This window comes from Flavobacterium sp. DW-iso2 (assembly GCF_058725285.1).
Genome location: NZ_JBZXDY010000021.1, coordinates 13,122 through 27,223 on the forward strand (window position 1 = coordinate 13,122; position 14,102 = coordinate 27,223).

Sequence of the window (14,102 nt, forward strand, 5' to 3'; positions counted from 1 at the left end):
AGCTAAATTTATTCTGTAATATCAAATTCGGCTACATAAAAATTAGCATCAATTTTAAGTTGAGGATTTTCTACAGTAACGGCATTAGTTCCCCAATCGGTAGTTGGTTTAATCCATTTTTCTTCGCCGCTCAGGGTTACTTTTAGTGGCATATTGAAACCTGTGACACAGTTAGCCCAACGGAACCCAAGGGTATTATCTTTAAAAAAATATTCTAAGGTTGGTATTCTAGTGTCTCTTAAATACTGATTAAAAACGGATGATAAATCAATTCCAACCGAAGTCGATAAATAATCTTCTATTTGCTTCGTAGTTACTGTTTGATGATAGAAAGTACTGTTTAAACCTCTTAAAATAGTTCTCCATTTTTCATCGTCATTTACAATTTGGCGAATCGTATGCAGCATATTAGCCCCTTTATAGTACATATCGCTCGAACCTTCACTGTTTACGTCATAGTGTCCAATGATTGGCTTGTCGTTTTCGATATTTTTCCGAATTCCTCTCACGTACTCATAACCGGCCTCTTTTCCGTAATAATACTCCACAAAAAGACTCTCTGAATAGTTGGTAAAACTCTCGTGAATCCACATATCTGCGATATCTTTATCTGTGATGTTATTCGCAAACCATTCATGCCCAGATTCATGGATAATAATGAAATCGAATTTAAGTCCCCAGCCTGTTCCGCTCAAATCTCTACCTCTATATCCATTTTTGAAGCCATTCCCATAAGTAACTGAACTCTGATGTTCCATTCCTAAATAAGGAGCTTCTACCAGTTTGTAACTGTCTTCATAAAACGGATAAGGTCCAAACCAATGTTCAAAAGCTTTAAGCATGCGAGGAACATCTTTAAATTGTTCTTTGGCTTTTGCCAAATTATCTCTCAAAACATAATAGCTACAATCTAAATCGCCTTTTTCTCCTTTGTATTTTTCAGAGAAAGAAACATAATCCCCAATATTTATATTTACACCGTAATTATTGATGGGATTAGAAACATACCAGTTAAACGTTTTGGTTCCGTCTTTTAGTTTTTTAACGCTAAGCAATCGTCCATTAGAGACATCGGTAAGATTTCCGGGAACATTTACACTGATAAGCATACTTTCCACTTCGTCATACATATGATCCTTATTAGGCCACCAGACGCTGGCGCCCAAGCCCTGACAGGAAGAGGCTATAAATGGATTGCCATTGCTGTCCTTTTTCCAAGTAATACCGCCGTCCCATGGCGGATTCACGGCAACTTTTGGTTTTCCGCCGTAGAAAACGGTAAGTTCTTTTACAGTACCCAGTTTTTGAAGGGCAACCAATTCAATAAAAAAAGCATTTCCTTCTCGTTTATATTTTAATTCAACGCCATCTTGAATTACTTTATATATCTCTAAAGGATTTTGCAGATCAATTTGCATGCGGTTGTATTCTTGTACTACTTGATATTTAATGGTATTGGAACCTATTATAGTACTGTCTTTGGGATTTACTTTAATATCCAAGTGATAATACTTCACATCCCACCACGCTCTTTCTTTAGTAATACTTCCTCTTAGGCTATCCTGCTTGGTAAATACTACTTCAGATTTACCCAAAAGCCCTTGGGCAAAACTACTATTCGAAATAAATACTACGGCACAAATAATAACAAAAATTTTTTTCATAAATGCGGAATCTTTTAATACAATTCTATTTTTAAATCGGAACTATTCTATTAATGTAGTTTTGAGACGGTTTCTTGAGGTACCACCACAGTAAAATCAGCGACTAAGCGATCTACATATTCAGTTAGTAGCTCTAAAACTCTTTCGCTTTTATCAGACTGAACCACTAATCCGGCATGGTAATCTAGAGGAACCTTAAAGCAAACCTCAGGATCAGAAAAAGAAGATAAATCAGGGTTTTGATGTTTAGATAAAGTCAATACAATTCCTGCATATCCTTTTTTTATTTTTGGTAATTTATATTTTTTATCTCTTACCAATGTATCTTCAATGGCGGCCCATTCTTTCCAAAGATTAATGTTGGAAGCAGCTTCCACCATTTCTGCTAGATGCGCTCCGCCTACGCGCGATGACGTTTCCAGAAAGTAAATTTTTCCATCTTCATCGCTTTTTATAAATTCGGTATGTGCGGCGCCATGTTTCAATCCAAAATCTTTCAGGACCTGCTCATTTACCTTTTTTATAGCCTTGTCTTCTTCAGAATTATACAGAATATTGGAGCTACGAAAAACACCACCACCTTGTGATATTTCCATCGGAGTGACCAAGTATTTTGAAGTCAAGCTAAAAATGACTTTGCGATCTGAAATCAAACTATCACAATGATATACTGCACCTGGTTTGAATTGTTCCAGTAAATATTTGAAACGGTTGTTTCCCATTTCATTAATATGAATCCATAAGGTTTCTTTATCGTATACTTTTATAATACCGTTCGCCGAGGCTTCTGACCGTGGTTTTAAAACCCATGGAGGAGACACAGTATCGGCAAACGTATTAATGTCATGATCGTTAAATAAAGAACAAAAAGCCGGAATAGAAATGCCACAACTCTTTGCTCTCATGCGCATCGCCAGTTTATCTCTAAAATAACGTCCCGTAGTTTGTCCCATACCATCAATTCGCAGATTTTCTCTGAGGTAAGTAGCTTTTTCTACATCATAATCATCCAATGCTACAATAGCATCGATTTGATTCGACTTCATTAAGTTCCCAACACCCAATAATAAATGCTCTAAGTTCCACTCAATATCCTGACCTTGCATATAAAAGGTTTCGTCTATGGAATCATGTGGCCATGGTTTATCTCTCAGTTTTTCACTGGTGATGAGGTAGACTTTGTTGCCAAGGCTTTTTAAATGAATTAAAAAATCGGCTCCCTTGAAGTAATTCGAAATACAAATGAAGGTTTTAGGATTTTGCATAAGCTTATAAATTTTCAATGAACTTGGTTAATAAATGTACTCCGTATGCCGTAGCATGTTTGCTTTTTGCAAATTCATCATCGCCAAATGCTACACCAGCGACATCCAAATGTGCCCAAGCAGCATGCTCGTTTGTAAAATATTCTAAAAATTTAGCCGCGCTAATAGCACCGGCCACAGGTTTTCCGCTATAATTTTTTACATCTGCAATGTCGCTTTCGATGTCTTGTTTGTAAACATCCCAAAGCGGTAGTTGCCACAAGCGTTCCCCTACTGAATCTCCCGCATCCTGCAGTTTTTTAGAAATAGTTTCGTTATTGGTAAACAAAGCACCACATTCGTAGCCTAATGTCCCAACACTGCTTCCAGTAAGTGTAGCGATATCCACAATATATTCTGGCTCGTAATTTTTTATAAGATAAGAAATACCATCTGCTAGGACCAATCGGCCTTCAGCATCTGTATCAATAATTTCGATTGAGGTTCCGTCGTAACTATGAATCACATCACTTGGTAAAAATGATTTTGCGTCGACAGCATTTTCTGCACAAGGAACAATAGCAGTCACTTTTATGGGCAATTGCAAATCAGCGATCAATTGCATGGCGCCAAACACCGCAGCACCACCCGCCATATCACACTTCATATGAACCATTCCAGCCGTTTTTATGTTTAAACCACCTGTGTCAAAAGTGATTCCTTTTCCCACCAGACCAACATGCTTTAAATTAGGAACATCTTCTTTTGGGGTATAAGTCATGATAACAAATTGTGGCTCATTTTGACTTCCTTTTCCAACCGCTAAAAAAGCACCGAGTCCCTCAATTTGACATGCTTCGAGACCAAGAACCTTTACTTCAAATCCGTATTTTTTGCCTTTATCCAAAGCCCATTTCGCCAGATACTTCGGAGTCACCTTGTTTGGTGGTAAATCAACCAACGCTAAAGTTTGAAGTTGGGCGCGGGCAATTTTTATCGCTTTATTTATTGTTGCAGTATAATCTTTGGAAGATAAAATTTCTAGTTCAAAATCAGGATTTAAAAAAGGATGTTCGTCCATTTTTTTGAAATGACCTAAATTATATGTACCTAACAATAAACCGGAAACGATGGATTCTACTTGGTCAGCACTGAATTCTTCCGGAACAAATAAGGCTACACTTTTTCCAAAAGTTGCTTTTTCCTTAGCAGCAATTCTCCTCGCTATTGTTTTTAATGTCTTATAATCAATTGTTTTTCCCAAGCCAATAAAAAGGTAGGTATTGTCATTATTTTCGGCTAAATAATAAGTGTCCTTCTTGCCGTAGAAAACTTTGGACGAAATTTCTAAACCTTCAAACTTAATTGGAACAATACTTTTGGCAGTGGTTTCAAAAACGGGAATTAAAACGGTTCCCGAAAAATTCTCTAACTTATCTATTTGCTTAGTTTTCATCTAATTGTCTTTTGTGTTAAAAAAAAGCCACTCAATCGCTTTAGGGAATTCATCACTCCAATAGGTCTCATTGTGTTTTCCTTCCTTATTGATGCTCAAATTAATTTTCATTTTATCTTTTACAAATTCGCTTGCAATAGCCCTATCCTTAAAGTTTTTTACATGTTCTATCATAGTTTCACTTTCATCACCACCGGCATATAAATATATTTTGGTGTCTTCTGTAACGTCTTCGTCCACTTTTATTTTCATATCAGGCTTAACCCAAAGCGAAGGAGAAAAAATCATCAATTTACCAAACACTTTTGGATATCTCAGTCCACTAAAAATACTGATTAAAGCACCCATTGAACTACCACCTATTCCGGTATTAGCGCGATCTGTTTTAGTACGGAAATTAGTATCTACAAACGGTTTCAACGTTTTGGTTACAAAACGGATGTATTTTTTTCCCTGTCCTTTTCCTAATATTGTTTTACCTACATTATATTCTTTTAGTCTGTCTTCTTCCGCATGTTCAATGGCAATTATAATAATCTTTCCAATTTTATACTCTGACATTACAGCCAATTTTTTGTCAATCTCCCAATTACCATATTCTGTATTCTCATTGAATAAATTCTGGGCATCCTGTAAATACATCACGGGATAGCTTTCGTGTGAAGTATCATAATCGTGAGGAAGCAACGCCCATATTTTCCTAGTTCGATTCAGTTGAGGAATTTCAAATTCATCCGAAATGAGTAGGACTTGTGGCAAATAGCTTGGTTTGAATGGCAGCCAGTTTTTTCTCCACCTACTTACATGTTCGTTTTGTATTCCCGTATGCTTCTTTGTTGACCTGTTTTCAGTACGATTGCCGTTCCTGTCAATTTCCACTTCGCTCCAATCCCCTTTTGTAAATTTATACAATAAAGTTTCAGGATAGTCAAAATCATGGGTGAATTTAAAATGATATAAACCACTTCCAATTTTTTCCATTACGAACTCTTTATCTTGCGTATCCCAATCGTTAAAATTACCCGAAAGATATACTGGACGTAAATCATCTGCATCGGTAGTCAATATTATGTGCAGTCCTGTTTTTATGATTGTACCTTTAAGATCTAAAGTGTTGCTTGTATTGTCAAAATTCATAACGTGTAATGTGGTATTTTATAAATAATAGTAAATATAGGGGATTGCAACTTGAAATAAAAGAAAAAAGAAAACCCACCAGCAAATGAAATTACTGTTGGGTTTTATATCGTTTAATTAAAAAGAAAAAATATATCTATTTTTGGCGACTTTTTAATACGTCAACTACATCGTTGATTTTGAACCCTTTTGCCTGTAGTAGAATTAGGTAATGGAAAAGTAAATCGGCACTTTCACTTAAAAACAAGTCATCGTTTTCATCTTTTGCCTCGATAACCACTTCGACTGCTTCTTCACCGACTTTCTGTGCAATCTTATTGATTCCTAATTTAAATAAAGAAGCCACATAACTCTTTTCAGAATCTGCATTTTCTCTTCGTGCTTGAATGGTGTCTTCAAGAGCAGAAATGAAACCGTAATTCGTTTTGTTTTCTGTTGCCCAGCAGGTATCAGTTCCTTTGTGACATGTAGGGCCTTCCGGTTTTACTTGAATTAGCAAGGTGTCATTGTCACAGTCATTTTTGATGTCTATTAGATTCAAAAAATTACCACTTTCCTCTCCTTTTGTCCAAAGTCTCTGTTTCGATCTGCTGTAAAATGTCACTTTTTTAGTATCCACAGTTTTTTGATAGGCTTCCGCATTCATATAACCTAACATTAAAACAGTATTGGTTTCACTATCCTGAATTATGACAGGAATTAATCCGTCTGTATTTTTTGAAAAATCTATATTCATTATTTTTAGTCTAAAGTTATAAAGTCGAATGTCTTAAAGATAAAACTATATTCTAACCTCAATATTATTATTTTTAAGTTCTTTTTTTAGTGTTTTGATTTCAATTTCTTTAAAGTGAAATACGCTTGCTGCCAATGCTGCATCTGCCTTTCCATCAATAAAAGTATCTACAAAATGTTGTATGTTCCCAGCACCACCCGAGGCAATTATTGGAATATTGACTAAACTTGAAAGTTTGGCTAAAGCTTCATTTGCAAATCCGTTTTTGGTTCCATCATTATCCATTGATGTAAAAAGGATTTCCCCCGCGCCTCTTTGTTCTACTTCTTTTGCCCAATCAAACAAGTTCAATTCCGTTGGCACTTTTCCCCCTACCAAATGTACAATCCAGCGACCGTCAATCTGTTTGGCATCGATTGCAACAACTACACATTGACTTCCAAATTTTTGAGCCAAGTCATTAATCAATTGGGGATTTTTTACAGCCGAGGAATTGATTGAAACCTTATCCGCTCCATTCTGAAGCAAAATTTCAACATCCTCCACGGATGAAATTCCACCACCTACCGTAAACGGGATATTAATTGTAGAAGCCACTTTTCGTACTAAATCAACCAAAGTTTTTCTTCTTTCTTCTGTTGCAGAAATATCCAAGAAAACCAATTCATCAGCTCCTTCATCGGAATAGATTTTGGCTAATTCCACAGGATCACCAGCATCACGCAAATCTACGAAATTTACACCTTTAACGGTTCGTCCGTTTTTTATATCTAGACAGGGGATTATTCTTTTTGTAAGCATGTCATTTTTTGTTACACAGAGGTTCGCAGAGCTTCCACAGAGATACGCAAAACTTTTGTGAAGCTCTGTGTTCTCTTTGTGTTACTTTGCCGAATACTCTATGGCATTATACATTCATTTAATTGTTTATTCCACATAGATTCTCGAAGTTTTCACACAGACACACAAAAATCTCAGCTAATCTTCGTTTTTCCTTTGTGTCTCTTTGCGAAATACTTATTTATTTAATATGTAGTTTTCTAATTGTTTCAAACTAATTCGTCCTTCGTAAATCGCTTTTCCTATTATAGTGCCTTCGCAACCTAATTCGGCTAATTTAGGCAATTCATCAAAGGTAGAAATTCCACCTGAAGCGATTAATTTTATTGCTTTGGCTTTCGCCAACTTCTCGACTGCGCTCGAAGTGACGTTGCATTCATCAATAATTTTTTTATACAAATCAAAACTTGGTCCTTCAAGCATTCCATCTTTGGCTATATCTGTACAAATAACGTGTTGAATTCCTTTAGCTTGATATCCTTGTATAAATGGAATTAAGTCTTCATCAGATTCTTCTAACCAACCTGATACAGCTACTTTTTCATTATTTGCATCTGCTCCAAGTATGATTTTATCAGCACCGTATTCTTGAATCCATTTTTCGAATAAGGCTCTGTTTTTGACTGCAATACTTCCACCGGTGATTTGGTTAGCACCACTTTCAAAAGCAATTTTCAAGTCGGCATCCGACTTCAATCCACCGCCAAAATCAATTTTTAATTTTGTTTTAGAAGCAATTTGCTCTAATATTTTGTAGTTGACAATCTGACTTGACTTTGCACCGTCAAGATCCACTAAATGTAAATATTCAATTCCGTGCGCTTCAAATTCTTTGGCAACCTCAAGCGGATTTTCGTTGTAAATTATTTTGGTGTTGTAATCCCCTTTTGACAAGCGAACACATTTTCCGTCGATGATATCTATTGCTGGTATTATTCTCATTTGATTTTCGATTGTAGATTAACGATTTTTGATTTCAGATTGCAATTGAAATTGATTTTTGCCACTGCCATTAAAATAGTTATAATTTTAAAAAATTCTCTAGAATTTTCTCTCCCACATCACCACTTTTCTCGGGGTGAAATTGGGTTCCATAAAAATTATCCTTTTGTAAAGCCGATGCATATTCCACTTCATAATTTGTTGTGGCAATAGATTCTTCACAATCTGGCGCATAAAAACTATGTACTAAATACATGTATTCATTTTCAGCGATTCCTTCGAATAAAGCCGACTTCAAATTGTATATTTGATTCCAACCCATTTGTGGCACTTTTACTTTTGGCGTGAATTTAATCACATCCACATCAAAAATTCCCAAACCTTTGGTATCTCCTTCCTCCGAAGCATTGCACATAAGCTGCATTCCTAAACAAATTCCTAAAACAGGTTGCGTTAATGTTGGAATTAAACTGTCCAATCCGCTTGCTAAAAGCATTTTTATCGCTGAACTTGCTTCACCAACCCCTGGAAAAATCACTTTATCCGCTGCTTTAATTTCCTCGGGGTTGTTACTCAAAACCGCTTTGAATCCCAATCTTTCAATAGCAAACATAATGCTCTGAATATTCCCTGCTCCGTAATTTATAATTACTATTTTCATCTATTTTTGTTTCAAGTTTAAAGTTTCAGGTTTAAAGTTATCGTGCTAACTTTAAACCTGAAACTTTAAACAACTTTTTTAAAGCATCCCTTTCGTTGATGGCAAAATCATTTTCTCGGTATCACGTTTTACGGCCACTTTTATTGCTTTGGCGAAAGCCTTAAAAATAGCCTCAATTTTGTGATGTTCATTTTGTCCCTCGGCTTTTATATTGATGTTCGCTTTGGCACCATCAGAGAAAGATTTAAAGAAATGCAAAAACATCTCTGTTGGCATTTTTCCTACCATTTCGCGTTTGAATTCGGTTTCCCAAACCAACCAGTTTCTACCTCCAAAATCAATTGCTACTTGCGCTAAGCAGTCATCCATTGGTAAACAAAAACCGTATCTTTCAATCCCTAGCTTGTTTCCTAATGCTTTCGCAAAAACTTCTCCTAAGGCAATTGCTGTGTCTTCAATCGTGTGGTGCTCGTCTACTTCTAGATCTCCTTTTACCAGAATTTCTAAGTCCATTTGACCGTGACGCGCAATTTGGTCTAGCATATGATCAAAAAAAGCAATTCCAGTTTCGATTTTGCTTTTCCCAGTTCCATCTAGATTTAAATTGATGTAAATATCCGTTTCATTTGTTTTCCTCGAAATTGTAGCGGATCGCGCTTCTAATTTCAAGAACTCATATATTTCTTTCCAGTCAGTCGATTGTAATGTAATAACTTCATCTAACTCCTCACGTTTTGAAGCAATTTCACTAGTTCCAGCACCTTCGCTGATGTTCATAAAAATAGCTTTGGCACCGAGGTTTTTAGCCAATTCCACATCTGTTAAACGATCTCCTAATACAAATGAGTTAGCCAAATCGTAAGCTGGGTTATCGATGTATTTTAGTAACATTCCAGTCCTTGGTTTGCGCGTTGGCGCATTATCCTCTGGAAACGACCGATCAACAAAAATATCATCAAAAAGAACGCCTTCATTTTCGAAAGCTCTTAAAATAAAATTTTGAGTAGGCCAAAACGTATCTTCTGGAAAACTGTCTGTTCCTAAACCGTCTTGGTTGGTCACCATGACCAATTCGTATTCTAATTCCTTAGCAATTTTTGCTAAATATTGGAATGCTTTTGGATAAAATTCTAATTTATCTAAACTATCTAATTGGTATCCTTCTGGTTCTAAAACCATAGTTCCGTCACGATCTATAAAAAGTACTTTTTTCATTTGTTATAATTTAAAAGAAACACAAATTTCACAGATTTTCACGAATTAGCAATCGCTTAAATTCTATTTATTTTGAGTTCTATTTTCTTATTTTTTTTCTAAAACTATTTTATTTTTAATAACTACACTTTCAAAATAACACTTCTAAAATTTGTGTTTAAATTGTCGTCAATGCCTCCATTAACTTCTTATTTTCTTCTGCTGTTCCAATAGTCAAACGCAAGGTATTTTCACATAAAGGTTGCGTAGTTCTATTTCTAATCACAATTCCTTTGGCAATTAATTCATTGTATCTTTTATTGGCGTCATCTACTTTTATTAAAACAAAATTTGCTTCTGTCGGATAAATTTTAGATACAAATTTTACCTCATTTAATACTTTAAGTAAATCATCTCTTTGTATTACAATTGAGTCTATTTCTAATTGTATTTTTTCTTTATCAGCTAATCTTTCTAAGGCTCTTTGTTGTGTTAACTCATTCACATTATAAGGTGGTTTTATTTTGTTTATAACTGAAATAATGGCAGCAGATGCATAGCAAATCCCCAAGCGAATTCCAGCTAAACCATAGGCTTTTGATAAGGTTTGCGTAATAATTAAATTAGGGTATTCGTCCAATTCATTCAGCCAACTTTGCTTTTTTGAGAAATCAATATACGCTTCGTCAATTACTACTAATCCCTTAAAATTTTGAAGTAAAGTAACTACACTTTCATCCGAAAATGAATTTCCTGTAGGGTTATTCGGCGAACACAAAAAGATCATTTTTGTATTTGTATCAACCGCTTCTAGAATGGAATCGATCTCTGGTTGGAAATCTGTAGACAATAAAATTTCTCTGTTTTCAACTGCGTTAATATTAGCCAATACGCTATACATTCCGTATGTTGGTGGCAAAGTAATTACGTTATCTGTTTTAGGTTCGCAAAAAGCCCTGAACAATAAATCCAATACTTCGTCGCTTCCATTACCTAATAAAACTTGGTCCACTTTCAGGTTTCTTTGCTTGGCCAAAACTGCTTTTACGCTGCTTTGTTGCGGATCAGGATAACGATTCACTCCATTTTGATATGGATTTTCATTGGCATCCAAAAATATCATTTGAGCAACATCAAAATCTTTGAATTCATCACGCGCCGATGAATACGGCTTCATTGTTTTAACGTTCTCACGAACTAAATTATTTATGTCGAAACTATTTTCCATCTTTAATCGCTTTTAATCGTAATGTAACTGCATTTTTGTGTGCTTGCAAGCCTTCCGCTTCGGCCATCACTTCAATTGCTTTTCCAATATTCTGAATTCCTACTTCAGAAATCTTCTGAAAAGTCATTGATTTTGTAAAACTATCCAAGTTTACACCGCTATAGTTTTTAGCATAACCATTTGTTGGTAAAGTATGATTAGTTCCCGAAGCATAATCTCCAGCACTTTCAGGCGTGTAGTTTCCTATAAAAATAGAACCTGCATTTTCGATTCCGTCAATATAAAAATCATCCGATGATGTGCAAACTATAAAGTGTTCTGGGCCGTATTCATTGATTAAATCCAAAGCGATTTGGTCATTTTCGACAAAAATCAACTTTGAATTAGCTATTGCTTTTTCGGCAATTTCTTTTCGAGGTAGCGCTTCTAATTGAATTTGAATCTCTTCTTCAACAGCATCGATTAATTTTTTTGAGGTTGAAACCAAAATCACTTGACTATCCGTACCGTGTTCTGCTTGCGACAACAAATCTGAAGCTACAAAAGCAGGTACTGCGCTGTCATCAGCAACAACCAATAATTCAGATGGTCCAGCAGGCATGTCTATTGCTACACCAAACTGCGTTGCTAATTGTTTCGCTACGGTTACAAATTGATTTCCTGGTCCGAAAATTTTATATGCTCTAGGAATTGTTTCCGTTCCAAAAGTCATTGCAGCGATAGCTTGTATCCCTCCTACTTTTAGAATTTTAGTAACTCCACATAAATTGGCAGCATATAAAATAGCTGGATTTATATTTCCTTTTTTATCAGGAGGAGAACAAAGAACGATTTCTTTGCAACCTGCAATATTTGCAGGAACAGCCAACATTAAAACGGTTGAAAATAAAGGTGCCGTTCCACCAGGAATGTATAAACCAATCTTTTGAATAGGTCTTTTTTCTTGCCAGCATTCTACCCCTTCAACTGTTTCAACGGCTACTCTTGCTGTTTTTTGAGCAGCATGAAACTTTTCGATATTATTTTTAGCTAACTGAATGGCTTCTTTCAATTCTGTCGAAACAGCAGCGACCGCGGTTTCAATTTCAGCTTTGGTGACTTCTAATTTATCGATGGCAACACCGTCAAATAGAGAAGTATATTTGGCTACAGCCTCATCTCCTTTTTTTTGAACTTCCTTAAAAATTTCTTTTACCGTTAGTTCGATATCGTCTACCGTTTTAGTAGGTCTTTCTAGTATCGCAGACCAAGTTTCCGGTTTAGGGTTGTATATTTTGTTCATCTTTGTTTAAATTTAGATCCCAACGCTTAGAAGTTGTGGAATATGGAATTTCAAAATTGGATTTTTATTTTTTTATAGTACCATTTTTTCAATTGGACAAATCAAGATCCCTTCGGCACCAGCGTCTTTCAACTGGTCAATTACATCCCAAAAAGTGTCTTTATCTATTACCGAGTGTACACTACTCCATCCTTCTTGTGCTAAAGGCAATACGGTTAAACTACGTAAAACTGGAAGAATTTTTCCAACTGCATCTATTTTATCATTAGGCACGTTCATCAAAATGTATTTTGATTTTCTGGCTCTCAAAACAGATTCAATTCTGAATTGTAATGTGTCAATTAGTTTTTGAACCTCTGGAGTCACTTTAGGAGAAACAGCTAATACTGCTTCACTCTTATAAATGATTTCAACTTCTTTCAGATTATTTTTGAATAAAGTACTTCCACTAGATACAATATCAACGATAGCGTCAGCAAGACCAATATTTGGAGCAATCTCTACAGAACCTGAAATTTGGTGAATATCAACATTTACTCCAAAAGAATTGAAATATTCAATCACTGTATTTGGATAAGAAGTTGCAATACGCAGTCCGTTTAAGTCTTGAATCGAATTGTATTCGAATGTTTTAGGAACAGCAACAGATACTTTGCATTTTGAAAAACCTAATTTTTGAACCACTTGAATTCCTTTTCCTTTTTCGACTAATAAATTATCTCCAACAATGGCGATGTCTACCACACCATCAATTAAGTATTGAGGAATATCTGAATTTCTTAAATATAAAACTTCTAATGGGAAATTTGATGCTTCGGCTTTTAATTGATCAATTCCGTTGTTAATAGAAATCCCACAATCTTTCAAGATCTGAATGCTGTCTTCGTTTAAACGTCCTGATTTTTGAATTGCAATTTTTAATGTACTCATTGTAATGTTTTTTAGTTTGTTTGTAATATTATGTTTGAGTACACAGGATATTAAATAAAAAACCCGTTTGATGTACTCAAACGGGTTTTAAAATATGATGATTTACAACCATATCATTAACACATCGCTTGAGAGCAATAATGGAAATGATGATGATGTAATTGTATTGTGAACATAATTTTTTTATTTCTTTATACCGCAAATATAAGAGCTTTTTTGATTAAAAAGCAATTTTTAGTTTAACTAAATATGACTAATTTGTTAAATAAAACTATTCTTCGTTTTTATCCTTAGTACTTTCTAATTGGGAATTACCATTTTCAACAGCTGAATTCACAGTATTATCACGAATTTCAGTATGACGTATTTCTCCTCCTGAAGTTCCCACGCTAGAACCTAAAACCGCAGCACCTACTGCTAAAACAAGCGTAATATAGGATGTGAATTTAGAAAATTTATGGTTCTTTATACTCGTATATAGTGATGCTAAACTAAAAATTCCCGTAGCATATAATAACAAGGCTAACTTTTCAGCTAATTCTTCATGTTCATGAATGATTTGTTTGCCAATATTTGGCATATCTTCGACCATTTCTTCCGCTCCTTCTCCAGTAGACATGCTTATAAATGCAAAAATAGCGGCAAAAACCAATAATACGTAAGCCGTATTTTTGACTGAATTGTTTTTTAAAACCAATCCAGCAATTAAAATTCCCAAACCAAAGATTGTTCCGATAATAGGGAAATGGTTTACTACTAAGTGTAAATGAGCGTCGTTCATAATTACT

At 35.1% G+C, this 14,102-nt stretch carries 13 protein-coding genes; all 13 read right to left on the reverse strand.

The annotated features are described in order from the left end of the window. Positions 1–8: 8 nt before the first annotated feature. The 13 genes from AC4PRO_RS13475 to AC4PRO_RS13535 all read right to left on the reverse strand — a co-directional run bounded on the left by AC4PRO_RS13475 (position 9) and on the right by AC4PRO_RS13535 (position 14,095). On the reverse strand, positions 9–1,664 hold the full coding sequence (locus tag AC4PRO_RS13475) for a M1 family metallopeptidase (protein ID WP_492117691.1): 1,656 nt from the start codon (positions 1,662–1,664) through the stop codon (positions 9–11). A 50-nt stretch (positions 1,665–1,714) separates the two neighbouring features. Beyond that, a complete protein-coding gene (locus tag AC4PRO_RS13480) occupies positions 1,715–2,929 on the reverse strand; it encodes an ATP-grasp domain-containing protein (RefSeq protein WP_492117692.1) in 1,215 nt (404 codons plus the stop codon). 4 nt (positions 2,930–2,933) lie between these two features. Continuing rightward, the gene (locus AC4PRO_RS13485; RefSeq protein WP_492117693.1) at positions 2,934–4,364 is read right to left on the reverse strand and encodes a leucyl aminopeptidase family protein; all 1,431 of its coding nucleotides are present in this window, start codon (positions 4,362–4,364) and stop codon (positions 2,934–2,936) included. Further along, positions 4,365–5,501 (reverse strand): alpha/beta hydrolase, encoded by a 1,137-nt coding sequence (locus tag AC4PRO_RS13490; RefSeq protein ID WP_492117694.1) that lies wholly within the window; start codon positions 5,499–5,501, stop codon positions 4,365–4,367. A 136-nt stretch (positions 5,502–5,637) separates the two neighbouring features. Beyond that, positions 5,638–6,237, reverse strand: coding sequence for a bifunctional phosphoribosyl-AMP cyclohydrolase/phosphoribosyl-ATP diphosphatase HisIE (gene hisIE / locus AC4PRO_RS13495; RefSeq protein WP_492117695.1), 600 nt, complete (start codon positions 6,235–6,237; stop codon positions 5,638–5,640). 45 nt (positions 6,238–6,282) lie between these two features. After that, positions 6,283–7,038: an imidazole glycerol phosphate synthase subunit HisF gene (gene hisF / locus AC4PRO_RS13500; RefSeq protein ID WP_074723267.1), complete on the reverse strand. Its 756-nt coding sequence runs from the start codon at positions 7,036–7,038 to the stop codon at positions 6,283–6,285. 216 nt (positions 7,039–7,254) lie between these two features. Beyond that, positions 7,255–8,019 (reverse strand): 1-(5-phosphoribosyl)-5-[(5-phosphoribosylamino)methylideneamino]imidazole-4-carboxamide isomerase, encoded by a 765-nt coding sequence (gene hisA, locus AC4PRO_RS13505; RefSeq protein WP_492117696.1) that lies wholly within the window; start codon positions 8,017–8,019, stop codon positions 7,255–7,257. 79 nt (positions 8,020–8,098) lie between these two features. Continuing rightward, on the reverse strand, positions 8,099–8,680 hold the full coding sequence (hisH, locus tag AC4PRO_RS13510; protein ID WP_492117697.1) for an imidazole glycerol phosphate synthase subunit HisH: 582 nt from the start codon (positions 8,678–8,680) through the stop codon (positions 8,099–8,101). A 78-nt stretch (positions 8,681–8,758) separates the two neighbouring features. After that, the gene (gene hisB, locus AC4PRO_RS13515; RefSeq protein ID WP_492117698.1) at positions 8,759–9,895 is read right to left on the reverse strand and encodes a bifunctional histidinol-phosphatase/imidazoleglycerol-phosphate dehydratase HisB; all 1,137 of its coding nucleotides are present in this window, start codon (positions 9,893–9,895) and stop codon (positions 8,759–8,761) included. Positions 9,896–10,052: 157 nt separating this feature from the next. Further along, entirely contained in the window at positions 10,053–11,102 is a 1,050-nt protein-coding gene (hisC, locus tag AC4PRO_RS13520; protein ID WP_492117699.1) for a histidinol-phosphate transaminase, read from the reverse strand. Further along, complete coding sequence (hisD, locus tag AC4PRO_RS13525; protein WP_492117700.1) at positions 11,092–12,384, reverse strand: histidinol dehydrogenase; 1,293 nt, start codon at positions 12,382–12,384, stop codon at positions 11,092–11,094. Before hisD ends, hisC begins: the two co-directional genes overlap by 11 nt. 72 nt (positions 12,385–12,456) lie before the next feature. Beyond that, positions 12,457–13,314 carry an ATP phosphoribosyltransferase gene (gene hisG / locus AC4PRO_RS13530; RefSeq protein WP_074723261.1) on the reverse strand — a complete coding sequence of 286 codons (858 nt, stop codon included), beginning with the start codon at positions 13,312–13,314 and terminating at the stop codon, positions 12,457–12,459. A gap of 271 nt (positions 13,315–13,585) precedes the next feature. Next, the gene (locus AC4PRO_RS13535; RefSeq protein WP_492117701.1) at positions 13,586–14,095 is read right to left on the reverse strand and encodes a hypothetical protein; all 510 of its coding nucleotides are present in this window, start codon (positions 14,093–14,095) and stop codon (positions 13,586–13,588) included. Positions 14,096–14,102: the final 7 nt, after the last annotated feature.

Coding starts and splice junctions, on each gene's coding strand:
- AC4PRO_RS13475 (WP_492117691.1), bottom strand. CDS start 1,664: ATGAAAAAAATTTTTGTTATTATTTGTGCCGTAGTATTTATTTCGAAT.
- AC4PRO_RS13480 (WP_492117692.1), bottom strand. CDS start 2,929: ATGCAAAATCCTAAAACCTTCATTTGTATTTCGAATTACTTCAAGGGA.
- AC4PRO_RS13485 (WP_492117693.1), bottom strand. CDS start 4,364: ATGAAAACTAAGCAAATAGATAAGTTAGAGAATTTTTCGGGAACCGTT.
- AC4PRO_RS13490 (WP_492117694.1), bottom strand. CDS start 5,501: ATGAATTTTGACAATACAAGCAACACTTTAGATCTTAAAGGTACAATC.
- hisIE (WP_492117695.1), bottom strand. CDS start 6,237: ATGAATATAGATTTTTCAAAAAATACAGACGGATTAATTCCTGTCATA.
- hisF (WP_074723267.1), bottom strand. CDS start 7,038: ATGCTTACAAAAAGAATAATCCCCTGTCTAGATATAAAAAACGGACGA.
- hisA (WP_492117696.1), bottom strand. CDS start 8,019: ATGAGAATAATACCAGCAATAGATATCATCGACGGAAAATGTGTTCGC.
- hisH (WP_492117697.1), bottom strand. CDS start 8,680: ATGAAAATAGTAATTATAAATTACGGAGCAGGGAATATTCAGAGCATT.
- hisB (WP_492117698.1), bottom strand. CDS start 9,895: ATGAAAAAAGTACTTTTTATAGATCGTGACGGAACTATGGTTTTAGAA.
- hisC (WP_492117699.1), bottom strand. CDS start 11,102: ATGGAAAATAGTTTCGACATAAATAATTTAGTTCGTGAGAACGTTAAA.
- hisD (WP_492117700.1), bottom strand. CDS start 12,384: ATGAACAAAATATACAACCCTAAACCGGAAACTTGGTCTGCGATACTA.
- hisG (WP_074723261.1), bottom strand. CDS start 13,314: ATGAGTACATTAAAAATTGCAATTCAAAAATCAGGACGTTTAAACGAA.
- AC4PRO_RS13535 (WP_492117701.1), bottom strand. CDS start 14,095: ATGAACGACGCTCATTTACACTTAGTAGTAAACCATTTCCCTATTATC.